This is a genomic window from Lapidilactobacillus luobeiensis, from assembly GCF_024345205.1.
Taxonomy (GTDB): domain Bacteria; phylum Bacillota; class Bacilli; order Lactobacillales; family Lactobacillaceae; genus Lapidilactobacillus; species Lapidilactobacillus luobeiensis.
The window spans coordinates 1-14,534 of sequence record NZ_BROC01000031.1 but is presented as its reverse complement, the minus strand read 5'-3'; the positions used below and the strand labels follow the sequence as shown (position 1 = coordinate 14,534).

The window sequence follows — 14,534 nt, the reverse complement described above, 5'->3', positions numbered from 1 at the left end:
CAATTTTACTTACTTTTTTTGCTTTTTGGCACGCCTTTAGTTTACACCCAAAACGTCCTAACTGTCACTGGCAGTGGTCGGTTTGACTGAACTGGCAACATCGATTGGCGCGAATACTTGTAGGCGGCGTTGCGTTAATTGTTGATAATTGAGATACAAGGCCGTAAAGCGATTATCATGGTGCGCCTCCCAAGGTTTAGGATGGCCGCAGAAATGCAAAACAGCCGTATTGACCAAGGTCCACTGCAGATCATGTTTTCCTAAACTACGGGTGAAATAAAGCGGATATTTCCGGGCATCGTAATTCCAATTTTCTTCGGGGATCTCCTTGATATACTCACCGTAAAGAAAATTCAAAATATCTTGGTCTGGCAGTAATAACAAATCACTATGTTCATCAATGATCCGTTCAATGTCAGCAAACTTGATGATCTGACGCGCCTGCGCCAAATCGATCAACATTACCCCAGAATTATAATAACCATGATCAGTACCCAAACGAATATTATTGATGCCAGTCACCAAATGGGTCATTCCTGAATGCGTGGCCGCCGCCAACATTTTATCGCCCAGATCCACCTGCCAAAGCGCCTGGACCGAATTGATCACTAGAATATCTGGATCTAAATAGAGCACTCGCTTGACTGACTTCGGTAAAATATTGGCGCAAAGCAATCTAAAGTACATCTCCATCGGATAACGCGCTTCCGTTGGCGCGCTTGTCCAGTGTTGGCCATCAACTTTGATCGGTTTCAATTGACCGCCCAAACTATTGACTAACTGCGCTAGCGCGGTCAATTTCTCATCGGGGATCTGACGATGGATCAGCCAGATCCGAAAAGACTGGTGGGGATTATTCTCAAATAAAGAGACCAACATCACTTGTAACGGTGGCAAATATGTTTCATTCAGGGTAACTAGGATCTCGATTCGTTGTACCATGGATTGACTACTCAACCTTCTTTATCCCGGCGCGGCGCTAGCTTCATAAAAACGGCCACCGTGCGGGGAACATATATTTACTTGCTGTTTCGTATTGGGGCGGTAAGCTCCTGCACTTGGGCGGGGCTGGGGTGCTAAATTCACGCCCCACCACCCGCTGCGCAGGCAGGCAGCACGCAAATGTCCCAGGTGACTTACCTATTATAAAAAGGTTCGCTGGCTTTTGCAATCGTGAACATAGCTTGTGAGCAGTTGGCTTGTAGCGGTTCCAGAATAAGAGCGTAGCTAAGCGGAAGAAGCTAGGTCGGCCAATGCGTTTCAGCAGTGAAATATATCTTTATAGTGCGCCAGCAGCTACTTAGGCGAAGCCTAACTGTGCTTCTGCATTTGGGCCGTAACTTCCACTGCGTGGTTCGGGCGAGATTGCCTTCCGTTCCAACGTTGGCCGCGGTCTGCGTTACGTGTGGCGGGTGAGCTCGCTGTGCTTCTGCTCTTGTATCTTGGCCGTAACTTCCACTGCGTGGTACGGGGTGAGCTCGCTGTGGGCGTCACTTTGAGCTTCGTGAAGTACACGAATCTCAAAGCTGAGCCTTGGTCTAAGTGGCACAGCCACTAAGACCAATTTCACGGCGATCTCACCCCGTACCACTCCGTTTCAGTTGCTCAACAATTGTAAGCAGACTAAGCTGCCACGCCATAACACCTGCTTGTGTGAATTGACAGATTCCCACGTAGTTGACGGCCATGGTTAGTGGTCACAAGTTCGCACAGATAGTAACATCGTAACAATTGACTAGATGACCCACAGCAACTCTGGTCAAACAGCTGACAGGACTTTTCTCACAAAATGGAATGGCACTATTTTGACCACCACACTAGCAAAAGCACTTCGTAACCTACTCCGCCTAGATTGTAGATAGGCACAATACTGCCTAGCAACCGCCTCAGGGCGTGTGGCTCAGCAGTGAAATTTGTCTTAGTGGCTTTGCCACTTAGACAAAGACCTGATTTTGAGACAAGCCGCGCCCTCTGCGGATTGGCTCAAAACAGTGTCCACTGCGTTCCAGCCACTATAAACGCCCTGAGGCGGTTGCGTCACCACCAATGTCAACTACACCTGCAATCAGGCGAAGCAGCAAATACAGAAGCCGCACTTTGCAAATCGTCTCAAACCAGCGTCCACTGCGTTCCAGCCACGACATACGCCCTGAGGCGGTTACGTCACCACCAAACCCAACTACACCTGCAAGCAGGCGAAGCAACAAATACAGAAGCCACACTTTGAAAATCGGCCGCAAACGAGTCCATGAAAAAAGCAGCGCTTAGCAGCGCCGCTCACCTCAAACAAATCTATTCTTCAAATCGCCATTGGCTTAGTCCCAAGACTTGTGCAGCACCTGCTGACTCAACCATTCCGTCATCACCAGCAAGATCAGGGCAAAGATAAGCAGGTAAACTGGATAAAGTCCGATCGAAAAATTGCTAGCCAAGACACCAAACAATGGGGGCATAAATGTCGAGCCAACATAAGCACTAGCCATTTGGACGCCGATGATCGCCTGCGAATTTTCTGCGCCAAAGTTCATCGGGGTCGCATGAATGATCGCCGGGTAGATCGGCGCGCAGCCGAGGCCGATCACCACTAAGCCGATCAAGGATAATTGAGTCGTCCGCACCGGTAGGATCAACATGAAAACGCCCACCAGAAGAATACTGATCCCCACTCGGACAAGCTGATGGTCACCCCAACGATCCGCGATCAAGCCGCTGAGAAAACGGCCAACTGTAATACCCAAGAAAAATAATGAAGCAAACCGAGCAGCCACCTCCGGCGTGACCCCTTTTGCTTGAACCAAATAACTACTGGCCCATAATCCAGTCGTTCCCTCAAGTGAACAGTAGGCAAAAAACGCCAATAACGCCGTCGCCACTCCAGGGATCTTGACGATCTGAGTCAAACCCAAGCGTGGTTTCGCCGTTGTACTCGTACCCGTGTCACTTGCTGATTTGACCGCGGATCTACCGGCTTTTTTTCGCGACCGTTGACCTTGCCATAAAGGCAGACTTAAAAATAGAATAAAGGTCAGGCCGATCTGTAAATAGCCGACCGCGCGATAACCACCTTGCCAATTGTCGTCTCGAGCCAAGAAATTGCCCATGATCGCCGGGCTGATCGCCGCGCCAACACCCCAAAAACAGTGGAGCCAATTCATTTGTCGCGATTTATAATGTAAAGCAACATAATTGTTCAAAGCCGCATCAACGGCACCGGCGCCTAAGCCGTAAGGGATCGCCCACAGACAAAGAACGAGGAAACTGGGACTGAACGAGAAGCCAAACAAGGCGATCGCAGTGGTCAAAACACTGACTGCCGTTACTAGGCCAGCCCCTAAGTGTCGGATCAGTCGATCAGAAAATAGGCTGGAGATGATCGTGCCGCCAGCAATGATCATCGTTGCCACCCCCGCATAAGAAACGGGGACATCTAACTGTCCGTGCATCACCGGCCAAGCCGAACCGATCAGTGAATCAGGTAATCCCAAACTAATAAAGGCGGCGTAGATCACCACAAGTAATAAAGAAAACATTCAAAAACCCCTTAGATCGCCAAAAATCGACCCGTAAAAAGGTCAATGCTCGCGAGATTAAAAAACACATAAAAATATCGTATCATTGATCGACCTCACTGGCAATCTGACCAACCACTTTTTTGACCACAGATCGTTGAAAAAAGTACCTTTCTGAACGGAAACTTTAAACCGACCCTTTGCGGCCGATCACCACTTAACCGATCTCTAGGCGAAAAACGATCGGTTCAGCGCCGAAATCACCGCCGGTTTGGAGATGGAGCCCCCTTGGATCACGAGTATACCGCAATTGCGCCGTTGTTCCTAATTGCGTCAAAGAACGGATCGAGCCATAGAAATCAGACGTTTCTTTTGCCTTTTGTTCGCCTAACGCTGGGAAATCATAATGGCCATCAGGCGCCCCCTTTAGTGCGATCGCATATAAGTTGTGACCACGCACTGTGTAGCGAACATCAGCGGACGTATATGGTCGCTGTCTGCCTTCAGAAAATTGCCCCGCTACTACCGGTGTTGGTCCTTCCGCTGATTTACGCCAAACATGTGACCCATAGATCGCCTCGCCGTTGACCTGCAACCAATCCCCCATTTCTAGTAAAATCTGGCGATCCTCGTCTGGGATCGTGCCATCCGCTTTTGGTCCAACATTCAATAAAAGATTGCCATTTTTACTGACGATATCCACCAGATCACAGAGCAATTCAGCTGCCGTACGATAATGGTTATTGGGGGTATAGCCCCAAGAATCAAGTGCGACAGAGGTATCGGTTTGCCAATAATACGGCTTAGCATCGGCAAAGCGGCCACGTTCGATATCCACTACCGCTGTCCCAAACATGAAAGAATCATGCTTATAATTGATCAGGACCTCCTGCCCCCATTCCTCGGCGCGATTATAATAATAGGCCGCCATCTTTTTCAAATAAGGCGCAAACGCCTCATGAAGGATCCACCAATCAAAATATAACAGGCGCGGACGATAACGGTCGATCAATTCGCAGGTTCGCGCCAACCAGTCATCAAGAAAAATCCTAGATGGCTGAGGTTCACTATCTCGATCAAAATGATCTGGCTCCGGCATCGCTGGCCAATAGAAATCCCCTTGATTCAACGGTTCATGGATATCACTTTTGAAATCTTTACCATGACCCATGAAAAACCAATGCTCAGCTCGGTGCGAGGACGCCCCAGTAACCAGACCGGCCGCTGTAAAGGCTTGTTTCAACTCGCCCAAAACGTCACGTTTAGGCCCCATTTCAGCCGCGTTCCAGTGCGACAACTCACTAGAATACATTTGAAAACCATCATGATGTTCCGCAACTGGAACCACATACTTCGCGCCAGCCTGCTTAAAAAGTTCCGCCCATTCCGCTGGGTCAAATTTTTCCGCCTTAAATAAGGGGATGAAATCTTGATACCCAAACTTATCCTGCGGACCATAGGTTGCCCGATGGTGTTCATACTCCCGAGAGCCTTGGATGTACATCGAGCGTGAATACCACTCATTGCCAAATGCAGGCACGCTGTAAACACCCCAATGAATGAAAATACCAAACTTATCTTGGCAAAACCAATTAGGCAACGGATGTCGCGCCAAAGAATCCCAGTTCTCCTGATAGATTCCTTTGCGATTGACCTGTTCGATCAAGGTCAAATAGTCGGTTATTTTACTCATATTCTTTTCCTCCGTGATAGCCCGCTCGATTTAAAGTGATCAGATAGACTCATTATAGCCAAAGTAAAACTTAAACATTAGCGCCCTTTCCGCCATCTTTCAGCATTATTTGTCGCAATAGCGCAGGTTGCGAATTTCTGTTAAACTAGGACCGTAAATAAATCAGTTCACTGATCAGAAAGAAGTTTAACGATGAGTTGTGAACTCCATGATCTAGAATTAAGTTTTCAACTAGGGACCGTCCACTTTCAGGTTCTAAATCTACTGGATGGCGTCATCAGACAAGTGATCCCTCAACACCATCATGGCCGCACTAGTTACGAGATCCACTATATAGCCAGCGGTTATGGCACGGTGGTCGTCGCTGGGAAACAATATGAGTTAACGCCGGGAATGCTTTATATGACCGGTCCTGGCGTTGATCACGCCCAAATCCCTCAGCAAAAACAACCGATGCGTGAATTTTGCGTGTATCTCAAAGTCAGCCAGGATCAAGAATATTCAGCCGCAGCGCCGGTAGCGAATACCGCGACTACTAATTTGACTTATTTTTTAGCGACCCCATTTTGGCTTGGTCCTGACCAGCAGGATCTGCGGCAGTTATTTACGACGATTTTCACGGAATTGACTAACCAAGAAAGTGGTTTCCAAATCACCCTCAATGCCCTATTTCAGCAGTTGATCGTCAAAATGATCCTCAATTATCAAGGTCAACCCCAACAAGAACGACCTCAAGGCGCGTTACTGCCAGCAGATCGACTCGTGGTGACTATTGAAGATTATTTTCTCCACGATTACCAAAAAGCTAACTTGTCCGATTTAGCGCAAAAAATCGGTACTAGTCCACGTCAAGCAGAACGATGGCTACAACGTTTGTATGGGCAAAGCTTCCGCGAAAAGAAAACGGAAGCACGCATGTCCGCGGCGATGATGTTACTTCTTTACACCGAACAAAGTATTACCGCGATCGGTGGCATGATTGGCTTTTCATCGCTAGAACACTTCTCCCACGCTTTTAAAAAATATTACGGAAAAAGTCCGCGAGTCTTCCGTCAAACAGCGCAGTCACTGGCAACGTAAAAATATCATGGCTGGCGTTATGAACGTCAACTTATTCAAGAGTCCTGAAAAGCAATCACAAGATAGTTAGAGCATCACTGGCAATGACGGAAATCATAACCAAGCCAGCATGACAATCATTTTGACCGCGAGCATTGATGTAAAGGTTTAACGAACATCAAAAAAGCAAATTGAGTAGAACATAAAGCGCCCCATCATTATTTTAGCAAACGTCATTTGGCTAGGGGCTTACCGCTAATCTTTTTCCGATCAGGTAGCAACAAACAGGCGTTTCAAAGCAATCAAAAGGCTGAGGAAGCGGACATTTTCCCGTCAGTTTCTTGCGCAGCAGCTCTTTCGAGAAGCCAGCTGGTCGCAGATCAACCTAGCGCGGCTGCTCGCTGTTCGTCGCCCAGCTCCACCAATCCGGTTAATTGTTGGCGGGTTTTCTCAGATAAGGTGTGCGTGATCATAATCACTGTCAAATTTTCATCGGCCAATAGCGCATCCTCGATTTGTTGCGAACCTTCCGCATCGATCCCGGCCGTGACCTCATCAATAATTAGAATTGGTTTGTTAAAGGCCATCGCCCGCGCCATCGCCAATCGTTGCCGTTGACCCCCAGATAAATTACTGCCGTGTTCACTCATCATGGCTTTCAGGTTGGTAAACTCATTTAGATGCAGAAATTCAGCTATTTTTTCAAGCAAGCTAGGCGCTTTCTTCACGCCGAGGGAAATATTCTTCTCAACTGATTCATTGAAGATATAAGGCTTTTGTTCGACCAGTTCGATCACATCATAAATATCATGAGGATCGACCGACTTTAACTCGGCATCATCGATCTTAATGGTCCCGCGATAATTCTCTAACCGGCCACTGAGCAATTTGATCAGGGTCGATTTACCAGTACCGCTCTTCCCGACGATCGCGTATTTGCCGCCCTTGACAAATTGATAGGAGAAATCCTTGATCACATCTTTCGCGTCAGTATAACCAAAATTCAAATGTTCCAAGGTCAGCGCCCGCTCAAAATCGATTTTGTTCGGTGTACTGTGCAGCGACTGGGATTTAATATCTTTCTTAGTGATGGCATTGACTGTTTTCATTCTAAAAATCCCATGGATCACACTGGTCAAGCGACTGAAGACGATCCCCGACAACTGACCGCTGGAAGAAATAACACCGACCGAGAAATAGCCTTTGATTGCCAAATAGCAAGTTAACCCCAGCATCACCATTTGCGCTAGCACACTAATCAAACCAATGATCAACTCAATAAAACCGGTATTGCGAACATATTTGACGTTGGTCGCCCCTTGCTGATCCGATTCTTCATTAACGTTGGCCGTCAGGATATGACCGATATTATGAGTCAAAAATACCGAAAAGCCGCCGAATAAATCTTCTATTTTCGTTAAGAACTTACTGTTGGCGGCCGATAAGCGATTGGTCTCTCTTTCCATAAAGGTGCCAAAGAAGTTAGGGATCAGCATCGTCAAGACTCCCAAAATAATCGCGATCACCGCTAAACTATAATGATAAAAGAATAAAGCCCCGATCGAGAAAATCAAGGTTGAAAAATTAGAAATCAACTCAAAGAAATTTTGTAACCCATTGGCTTTGATCAAATCCAGATCATTTGTCAGCCATGAAACATATTCACTGTGGTCAGATTGGCGATAATCAGTTAGCGACATGTCATTAAGACCTTCAGTTATTTGGACGCGCAACTGATTCGTTATCTTCCGAATGATTTGTGCCTGCAGAATCGAATTCGCGTAATTAAGCGCTAAGGTGACCCCCCAAAAAGCGATCGTCAGTAATAGCCAATAGGTAACGCCGCTCAAGTCTCTGGCAATTAGGCGATCGGTCAATGGCGCCAAGGTCACCGAACTTCCGACACTGCTTAAGGCCATGGCGATCGAAAGCACAATTGTCACCAGCGTCAGTTTTTTCTCATATTTGAATAGTTTAAGCGTTTCGTACATAATCATTTTCCTCCTTTGTTTTCACAGACGAGGTCAATTTTTGCAATAATCTCCCTGACAAACAATCAGTTGCCACTTTCCTGATAATTCAGTGATTATTCTCATAATAGGCAAAAATATGTATCTCTCATCCCCACGCCAGCAACACTGCTTCTGCTTTAGTACTAAAATACTTAAAATCAAGAGTCTCATTTTTTAATTTCATTTTATCAACATTTAATCCTCCTATAGACGCTTTCACGCACGATCGTATGATATAATTATTAAGTATACTACGATATAATGATAAGTAAATGAAAATTTCATATATGAATAAGGCGATAAAAATGAGAAAAATTGGACAGCTAATTTCAACTTTCAGATCAGATAAAGGCATTAGTCAAGCAGCACTTGCCAAAGATATCATGTCGCCAGCCCAGATTTCAAAGTTCGAACACGGTTTAACCAGCATTACGGTTGATAAATTCTTCCTATTACTGGACCGGTTAAATGTGAGTCCGCAAGAGTTTGACTTTGAGTTATACCATGGTGATGCACCCAATAAAAATAAAATGATCGCCGATTTGACCCAGGCCGTTATCTCGGGTAATAAATCTCAGTGCGAACTGATCAAACAGGCTGCCCTGAAGACCTACGAACGGGACAACTGTGGTGCGAATAAGGCCTTACTGCTCATGATCAACGCGCTAATGACGAAACTTGATCATTCAGCCTTTGACCAGGATAGTGTTGACTATCTTTGTGATTACCTGTTTCACGTCGAGCACTGGTCTAGCTTTGAATTCTTAATATACGGCACGACCATGAACGTTTTACCGCTGCCGACGATCAATCTTTTTTCTCAGGACTTGATCTCCCGCGCCGTACCAAGCGCAGAAATCCAACAGAACTTTGAACTGATTATTGTCCTTCTCTACAATACGGTTCGCTTGAATTTAATGAATAACGACCTCTTGAAAGCCCAGTATTATATGCGCAGCATGGAAAACATCAATTTCGGGGGGGGGGGGGGGACAAATGCAGGGAAGGTTCTATATTAAATTAGCGGAAGCAATTTATTCATATTGTGCCTCACACTCAAAATCAGCCTGGGACCATGTCGAGGAAATCCTTGAAATTCAAAGGTCCTTAGGCGCTTTCGATCTTTTTATATTTTTAAAGGAACAGTGTGACCTTTTCTTAAGTGAAACAAATGCATCTTTCTGCGATAAAACTGATAATAACGAGTAAGTGGACCCGAGTTGCTTTCCATTTGCGGAAAAGGCGGCCACTAACTTCTAGATCGGTCTCATAATTGAATTGACTGATTCTTTAGAACTATGGCTTCTGCTTGTTTCAATTATGAATCAGATCCGACTGTCCTTAATGAGATTGCGGGTACCGACGAACATTAATATTCACCAATCATGGGTCTAAATCATTAGCGAATCCAAAAATAGCCGTCGACTTTCCGAAAAAAGTCAACGGCTATTTCAATGATTTGTAAAATCGACTAAAATTTTACGACATGGACACAACAAGAACGCCAAATAGCGACATTGTTAATGGTGATTTGAAGAATTTATGGGCCCCCTGGGAGTCGAACCCAGATTTCAAGAACCGGAATCTTACGTGCGATCCATTACACTAAGGGCCCAAGCAACACAAAATATTTTACCTAAAATTCGGAAGAATAGCAAGTGTTTTCAAGAAATTATTCGTAAAAACTAGTTATTCAGCCTCATCGGCCAATTTTTCAGTGCCCTGTTCGACCCGATTAGCCAGCATCGCCACGTCGGTCATCATCCGTTGATAGTCGGCGCTGGGCAGATCCAAAACTTTAGCACAGCCTTGAACACGACTAAACAAGCTTTCCTTTTTAGCTTGAGCGCTTTTAGTCAGCACGATATCTAGACGCCGTTCATCATAGACATTACGTTGACGCTGGATCCAGCCATCCTTTTCCAGACGACGAAGCAGTGGCGTCAGCGTCCCTGAGTCTAAGCCAACGTTTTCACCCAACTCCTTGACCGAAAGTGTCCCCTGTTCATAAAGCACCAGCAAGACGATGTATTGCGCGTAAGTCAATTTGAAAGGAGCCAATGCTTGCGCATAAAAACGATTGAAAGCTTTATGGGTCCGATAAAATGCAAAACAAAGTTGTTGACTCAATAAAATCGGCTCTGTCATTTCAAATACTCCTTTCTAACCAATGGCCCGATCTTGCATTCCTTCGGCCATTTCATTTAATTTACGTAGGCGATGATTGATCCCTGACTTGGAGATCGGTCCCCCGGGGATCATTTGGCCCAACTCGCCCAAGGTCGTTTCTGGATAGGCTAAGCGCAGTTCCGCGATCTCCCGCAATTTGCTGGGCAGATTCTCTAATCCGACTGCCGTTTGCAGATATTTGATGTTTTCGATCTGTCGAGTCGCCGCATCAATGGTTTTGTTCATATTTGCATTCTCGCAATTGACTAAGCGATTGACCGAATTGCGCATATCACGAACGATCCGAATATCCTCAAATTTCAACATCGCATTGGTTGCACCGATCACCTGCAAAAAATCCGCGATCCGCTCTGCTTCCTTCAAATAGCTGATATAGCCGCTACGACGCTCCGTTGTTTTGGCGTGGAGCTGAAACCTGTTCATCAATTGAAGAATATCTTGATTATGATCGTCATAAAGCGAGTAGATCTCCAGATGATAGCGGCTGGTCTCAGGATTATTGACACTACCACCAGCCAGAAAAGCGCCGCGAAGATACGAGCGGCCCAATTGCTCATCTGCCAAGATCCAATCTGGTACTTTGGTCAAGATCGCCATCTGTTTCGGCGCTAAGATCTGAAGATCACGCAGGATCGGTTCCGTGTCTTTAGCCACTCGCACGATGTACTGATTATTTTTCTTTAATTTCATTTTACGCCGAACCAACAGTTCTGCTTCAACCGCATAGGTCTGCTTCAATAATGAATAGATCCGGCGAGCAGTCGCCGGATTCTCTGTTTGCACATTCAAAACAAACTGATGGTGAGCGATGGCCAAAGACCCATTCATCCGCAATAGCGCCGCCAACTCCGCGCGGGCATGCGCTGGATGGACTTCAAGTTGTGTTAATTCTTTTTTTACTTCACTGGCATAAGACGCCATCGACTCATCTCCTTTGTATTGATAGCTGGGTGATCCAAGCGACAATCAGTTCAACTCGTCCCCACCTTGCAAACGCCGTTATTCACCCTTAATGACTTTGAAAAGCGCGGTTCAAGATCTCTCGCGCGACCTTATCGCCATCATGAAAGACCCCACGATCATGCAGTGATAGAAAGTCATTGGAAATGACCCGATCGCATTGACTTTGCAGCCCCGCAAAATCATGGGCAACTGGCAATAAATACTCATCGTACTTTTGGTAATCCAAGTAATTGGCTGGAACGGGCTCGCTGTTGACCAAGACGGTGTTGACCCGCTTAGCCCCTAAATGCTGATTGATCACCCGCACATGATCCGCATCAGAGAAGTGCTCGGTCTCACCCTTTTGCGTCATAATATTGCAGATATAGATCACTTCAGCGGAACACTGCAACAGCGCTTCCCGCAAATTGCGAACCATCAAGTTAGGTAGGATACTCGTAAATAAGCTACCCGGTCCCAAAACGATCACGTCCGCCGCTTGGATCGCCGCGATAACTTGTGGGACCGCGATCGGCTCTCTGCTGGCGTCATTAGTATCTGTGACCCAGACGCGCTGGATCTGCTTCCGTTGTCCCGAGATCTCCGTTTCTCCAGCGACCACCGTACCATCCACAAATTCTGCGTTTAAGGTCAGCGGATCATTCGCCACTGGAAAAACATGGCCATCGACTTGCATCATTTGTGATAATTTTTGGACCGCGTCAAAAATATTGTGATCCATCTCGGTCAAGGCAGCGATGATCAAATTACCGATCGCATGTCCGGCAAAAAAAGAATCCTGACTTTCAAAACGGTATTGGAATATTTTTAAATATTCCGGTGACATATCTGATAGCGAGACCAAAACATTACGAATATCACCAGGCGGGACCACGTTGATATAGTCACGAATGATCCCTGAGGAACCACCATCATCGGCCACCGTTACGATCGCCGTTATATCGGCGTTTTGCCGATGCAAACTATTCAGGATCACTGGTAGCCCGGTGCCGCCGCCGATCACAACGACTTTCGGCCGCCGCCCCTTGATGACCCGAACGATCCGATTACTTCGACTCATGAGCGATTCACCGTCTCTTTTCTCTTAGTTAGATCACGATGCGTGATATCGACTGGGTAACTTTCTGTCAGATCATCACCGAGCCGTTGCGCCAAAGCGACCGAGCGATGCTGGCCCCCAGTACAACCGATAGCGATCGTCAACGAGGTTTTACCTTCCTTGATATACCCTGGTAAAGCTGTCTTGAGCATCGCCATAAACTGTTGATAGAAAACATTAGTCGCCGGCTGCGCATTAACATAATCGGCCACCGCCGGATCTAAGCCCGTCTTCTGTTTCAACGCGGGGATATAGTAAGGATTTGGCAGAAAACGCACGTCCATCACAATATCCGCGTCGATCGGCAACCCATACTTGAATCCGAACGACATCACTTCGATATGAAAAGTCGGCAAGGCATTCAACTTGAATTTTTTGAAGATCTCCTCGCGCAATTGCCGCGGTGTCAGTTCGGTGGTATCAATAATGATCTGAGCACGATTACGCATCTCTTGTAAGAGCGCACGCTCCTTGGAGATCCCGTCTAGCAAACGACCTTCCATCGCCAAAGGATGAGCCCGCCGCGTTTCCTTGTAACGACTGACCAATTCCTCATCAGAGGCATCCAAAAATAAGATCTTTGTCGAAACCGAATGACTTTCATCAAGCTCAGTCAGCATCGAAATGATCTCATCATAAAAAGACCGGGCGCGTAAATCAACGACCAAGGCAACTTTAGTGATTTGCCCAGTTTGGCGCACCAATTCCCAAAATTTCGGTAATAGGCTAGGCGGCATATTGTCCACGCAAAAATAACCCAGATCTTCAAATGATTGAACAGCGACTGTCTTACCAGCACCACTCATCCCGGTAATGATCACAAGTTGTAACGAATCAGGTTTTGTCATGATAGATAACACATCCCTTTTACTCACCATAGTATAACATACCGGGCGTTTCTTTTCTTGTTAAAGATACCTAACCACGATGGGCGATCGCCAAGATCACATTATTGATCCCGAAGATCACAAAATAAAACGCCAGTAAGGTGGTCAAAGTCAGTAGCGAGGACAGCGGATTAAAGATCAACATCAGCGCCACCACAACGCTAAGCAACTCTAAAATCAAGGCGACCCAGAAATAACCGTGACCGAAACTACGCAAATGGCTGACCACAACCAAGCCGATCAAAGAATCGATCAAGAACCAAGCAGCGAAAACATAAGCGATCACGATCGCGCCAGCATAGATCTTGGTAATAAAGACGAACCCGATCAAAATATCCAAGATCCCCGCGATCAACACCAGGACACTGGTGCCACTTAAATAATCACGATAGTGAAAAAAGTTGCCGATCCACGCGATCCCTTGAATGATCGCCATGATCCCGAACAACAAAACGATACTTACGATCGAAGCAGAAGGCTTAGCCAACAAGAAAAAGCCAGCGATCAAATAAATAACCCCGGACATAAAAGCCGGCCAATCAAAACCCCAAGTTTTTTGACGCCAAAACATAATATTCCTCCTCAACGCACTGTGATTTGAAACGTGCTGCGCACAACTGACTTCTGTGCTTAACTACGTCAGGATTCCGGAAGAAAGAACGCTTCCATAATCCTTGTTAGGTTAATGCTCGAAGTCAAACTGTTGTGCTCTGCACTCTGATTTTGAAACGTGCTCTCCGACCTAGCTTCTTCCGCTTAGCTACGCAACTATTCCGGAGGCTTAGAGCGGCCTCCAAAATAGTTGCTAGGCTAGTGCTCAGAAGCTGACTAGGTCGGTCCGCACTCTGATTTTGAAACGTGCTGTGCGAGGATTGGCTGTTGCGCCTAGCTACGTCATGGTTCTGAAAGCAAAGAACTGCTTTCAAAACCATGACTAGGCTAGTGCTCGCAGCCACCCATCCTCGCTCCGCACTCTGATTCAAAAAATATAGCTAGTTTTAGGATAGCAGTTTGGCTCAACATGTCAATAAGAAATCGTGGTGCGGATGGCGTCAAGTTAACGTGGGTTTTAGTAATAAAGATATTTGCTAGAATTCATGAATACTGATTGTGCTGCTAAAA

Annotated in this window: 11 protein-coding genes and 1 tRNA gene; 2 read left to right on the top strand and 10 right to left on the bottom strand. The window is 46.3% G+C overall.

Annotation, left to right across the window (positions count from 1 at the left end; all coding sequences use genetic code 11):
* Window positions 1-57 precede the first annotated feature (57 nt).
* The 3 genes from OCU21_RS09665 to OCU21_RS09655 form a co-directional block, all read right to left on the bottom strand.
* Window positions 58-942 (bottom strand): glycosyltransferase family 8 protein, encoded by an 885-nt coding sequence (locus tag OCU21_RS09665; protein WP_261807205.1) that lies wholly within the window; start codon window positions 940-942, stop codon window positions 58-60.
* A gap of 1,373 nt (window positions 943-2,315) precedes the next feature.
* The gene (locus OCU21_RS09660; RefSeq protein WP_261807204.1) at window positions 2,316-3,530 is read right to left on the bottom strand and encodes an MFS transporter; all 1,215 of its coding nucleotides are present in this window, start codon (window positions 3,528-3,530) and stop codon (window positions 2,316-2,318) included.
* A 196-nt stretch (window positions 3,531-3,726) separates the two neighbouring features.
* Window positions 3,727-5,202 carry an alpha-L-fucosidase gene (locus OCU21_RS09655; RefSeq protein WP_261807203.1) on the bottom strand — a complete coding sequence of 492 codons (1,476 nt, stop codon included), beginning with the start codon at window positions 5,200-5,202 and terminating at the stop codon, window positions 3,727-3,729.
* A 192-nt stretch (window positions 5,203-5,394) separates the two neighbouring features.
* Here OCU21_RS09655 and OCU21_RS09650 point away from each other — a divergent pair, with 192 nt between their 5' ends.
* Window positions 5,395-6,282 carry an AraC family transcriptional regulator gene (locus tag OCU21_RS09650; protein ID WP_261807202.1) on the top strand — a complete coding sequence of 296 codons (888 nt, stop codon included), beginning with the start codon at window positions 5,395-5,397 and terminating at the stop codon, window positions 6,280-6,282.
* A gap of 359 nt (window positions 6,283-6,641) precedes the next feature.
* Here the strand turns inward: OCU21_RS09650 and OCU21_RS09645 are convergent, their stop codons facing one another.
* Window positions 6,642-8,252 (bottom strand): ABC transporter ATP-binding protein, encoded by a 1,611-nt coding sequence (locus tag OCU21_RS09645; protein ID WP_261807201.1) that lies wholly within the window; start codon window positions 8,250-8,252, stop codon window positions 6,642-6,644.
* A gap of 326 nt (window positions 8,253-8,578) precedes the next feature.
* On the opposite strand from OCU21_RS09645, the gene OCU21_RS09640 reads away from it, so the two are divergent.
* The gene (locus OCU21_RS09640) at window positions 8,579-9,292 is read left to right on the top strand and encodes a helix-turn-helix domain-containing protein (protein WP_261807200.1); all 714 of its coding nucleotides are present in this window, start codon (window positions 8,579-8,581) and stop codon (window positions 9,290-9,292) included.
* A gap of 524 nt (window positions 9,293-9,816) precedes the next feature.
* Here OCU21_RS09640 and OCU21_RS09635 read toward each other — a convergent pair.
* The 6 genes from OCU21_RS09635 to OCU21_RS09610 all read right to left on the bottom strand — a co-directional run bounded on the left by OCU21_RS09635 (window position 9,817) and on the right by OCU21_RS09610 (window position 13,983).
* A tRNA-Arg gene (locus OCU21_RS09635) sits at window positions 9,817-9,888 on the bottom strand.
* A 74-nt stretch (window positions 9,889-9,962) separates the two neighbouring features.
* The gene (locus tag OCU21_RS09630; protein ID WP_261807199.1) at window positions 9,963-10,421 is read right to left on the bottom strand and encodes a MarR family winged helix-turn-helix transcriptional regulator; all 459 of its coding nucleotides are present in this window, start codon (window positions 10,419-10,421) and stop codon (window positions 9,963-9,965) included.
* Window positions 10,422-10,436: 15 nt separating this feature from the next.
* The gene (gene whiA / locus OCU21_RS09625; protein WP_261807198.1) at window positions 10,437-11,384 is read right to left on the bottom strand and encodes a DNA-binding protein WhiA; all 948 of its coding nucleotides are present in this window, start codon (window positions 11,382-11,384) and stop codon (window positions 10,437-10,439) included.
* 88 nt (window positions 11,385-11,472) lie between these two features.
* The gene (mgfK, locus tag OCU21_RS09620; RefSeq protein WP_261807197.1) at window positions 11,473-12,486 is read right to left on the bottom strand and encodes a gluconeogenesis morphogenetic factor MgfK; all 1,014 of its coding nucleotides are present in this window, start codon (window positions 12,484-12,486) and stop codon (window positions 11,473-11,475) included.
* Complete coding sequence (rapZ, locus tag OCU21_RS09615; protein ID WP_261807196.1) at window positions 12,483-13,373, bottom strand: RNase adapter RapZ; 891 nt, start codon at window positions 13,371-13,373, stop codon at window positions 12,483-12,485. The genes mgfK and rapZ overlap by 4 nt, the downstream gene beginning before the upstream one ends.
* Window positions 13,374-13,443: 70 nt before the next feature.
* The gene (locus OCU21_RS09610; RefSeq protein WP_261807195.1) at window positions 13,444-13,983 is read right to left on the bottom strand and encodes an HdeD family acid-resistance protein; all 540 of its coding nucleotides are present in this window, start codon (window positions 13,981-13,983) and stop codon (window positions 13,444-13,446) included.
* Between the last annotated feature and the right edge of the window lie 551 nt (window positions 13,984-14,534).

What these genes read in the sequence shown, in the direction of transcription:
- OCU21_RS09665 (WP_261807205.1), bottom strand. Translation starts at nt 942, where the DNA reads ATGGTACAACGAATCGAGATCCTAGTTACCCTGAATGAAACATATTTG.
- OCU21_RS09660 (WP_261807204.1), bottom strand. Translation starts at nt 3,530, where the DNA reads ATGTTTTCTTTATTACTTGTGGTGATCTACGCCGCCTTTATTAGTTTG.
- OCU21_RS09655 (WP_261807203.1), bottom strand. Translation starts at nt 5,202, where the DNA reads ATGAGTAAAATAACCGACTATTTGACCTTGATCGAACAGGTCAATCGC.
- OCU21_RS09650 (WP_261807202.1), top strand. Translation starts at nt 5,395, where the DNA reads ATGAGTTGTGAACTCCATGATCTAGAATTAAGTTTTCAACTAGGGACC.
- OCU21_RS09645 (WP_261807201.1), bottom strand. Translation starts at nt 8,252, where the DNA reads ATGTACGAAACGCTTAAACTATTCAAATATGAGAAAAAACTGACGCTG.
- OCU21_RS09640 (WP_261807200.1), top strand. Translation starts at nt 8,579, where the DNA reads ATGAGAAAAATTGGACAGCTAATTTCAACTTTCAGATCAGATAAAGGC.
- OCU21_RS09630 (WP_261807199.1), bottom strand. Translation starts at nt 10,421, where the DNA reads ATGACAGAGCCGATTTTATTGAGTCAACAACTTTGTTTTGCATTTTAT.
- whiA (WP_261807198.1), bottom strand. Translation starts at nt 11,384, where the DNA reads ATGGCGTCTTATGCCAGTGAAGTAAAAAAAGAATTAACACAACTTGAA.
- mgfK (WP_261807197.1), bottom strand. Translation starts at nt 12,486, where the DNA reads ATGAGTCGAAGTAATCGGATCGTTCGGGTCATCAAGGGGCGGCGGCCG.
- rapZ (WP_261807196.1), bottom strand. Translation starts at nt 13,373, where the DNA reads ATGACAAAACCTGATTCGTTACAACTTGTGATCATTACCGGGATGAGT.
- OCU21_RS09610 (WP_261807195.1), bottom strand. Translation starts at nt 13,983, where the DNA reads ATGTTTTGGCGTCAAAAAACTTGGGGTTTTGATTGGCCGGCTTTTATG.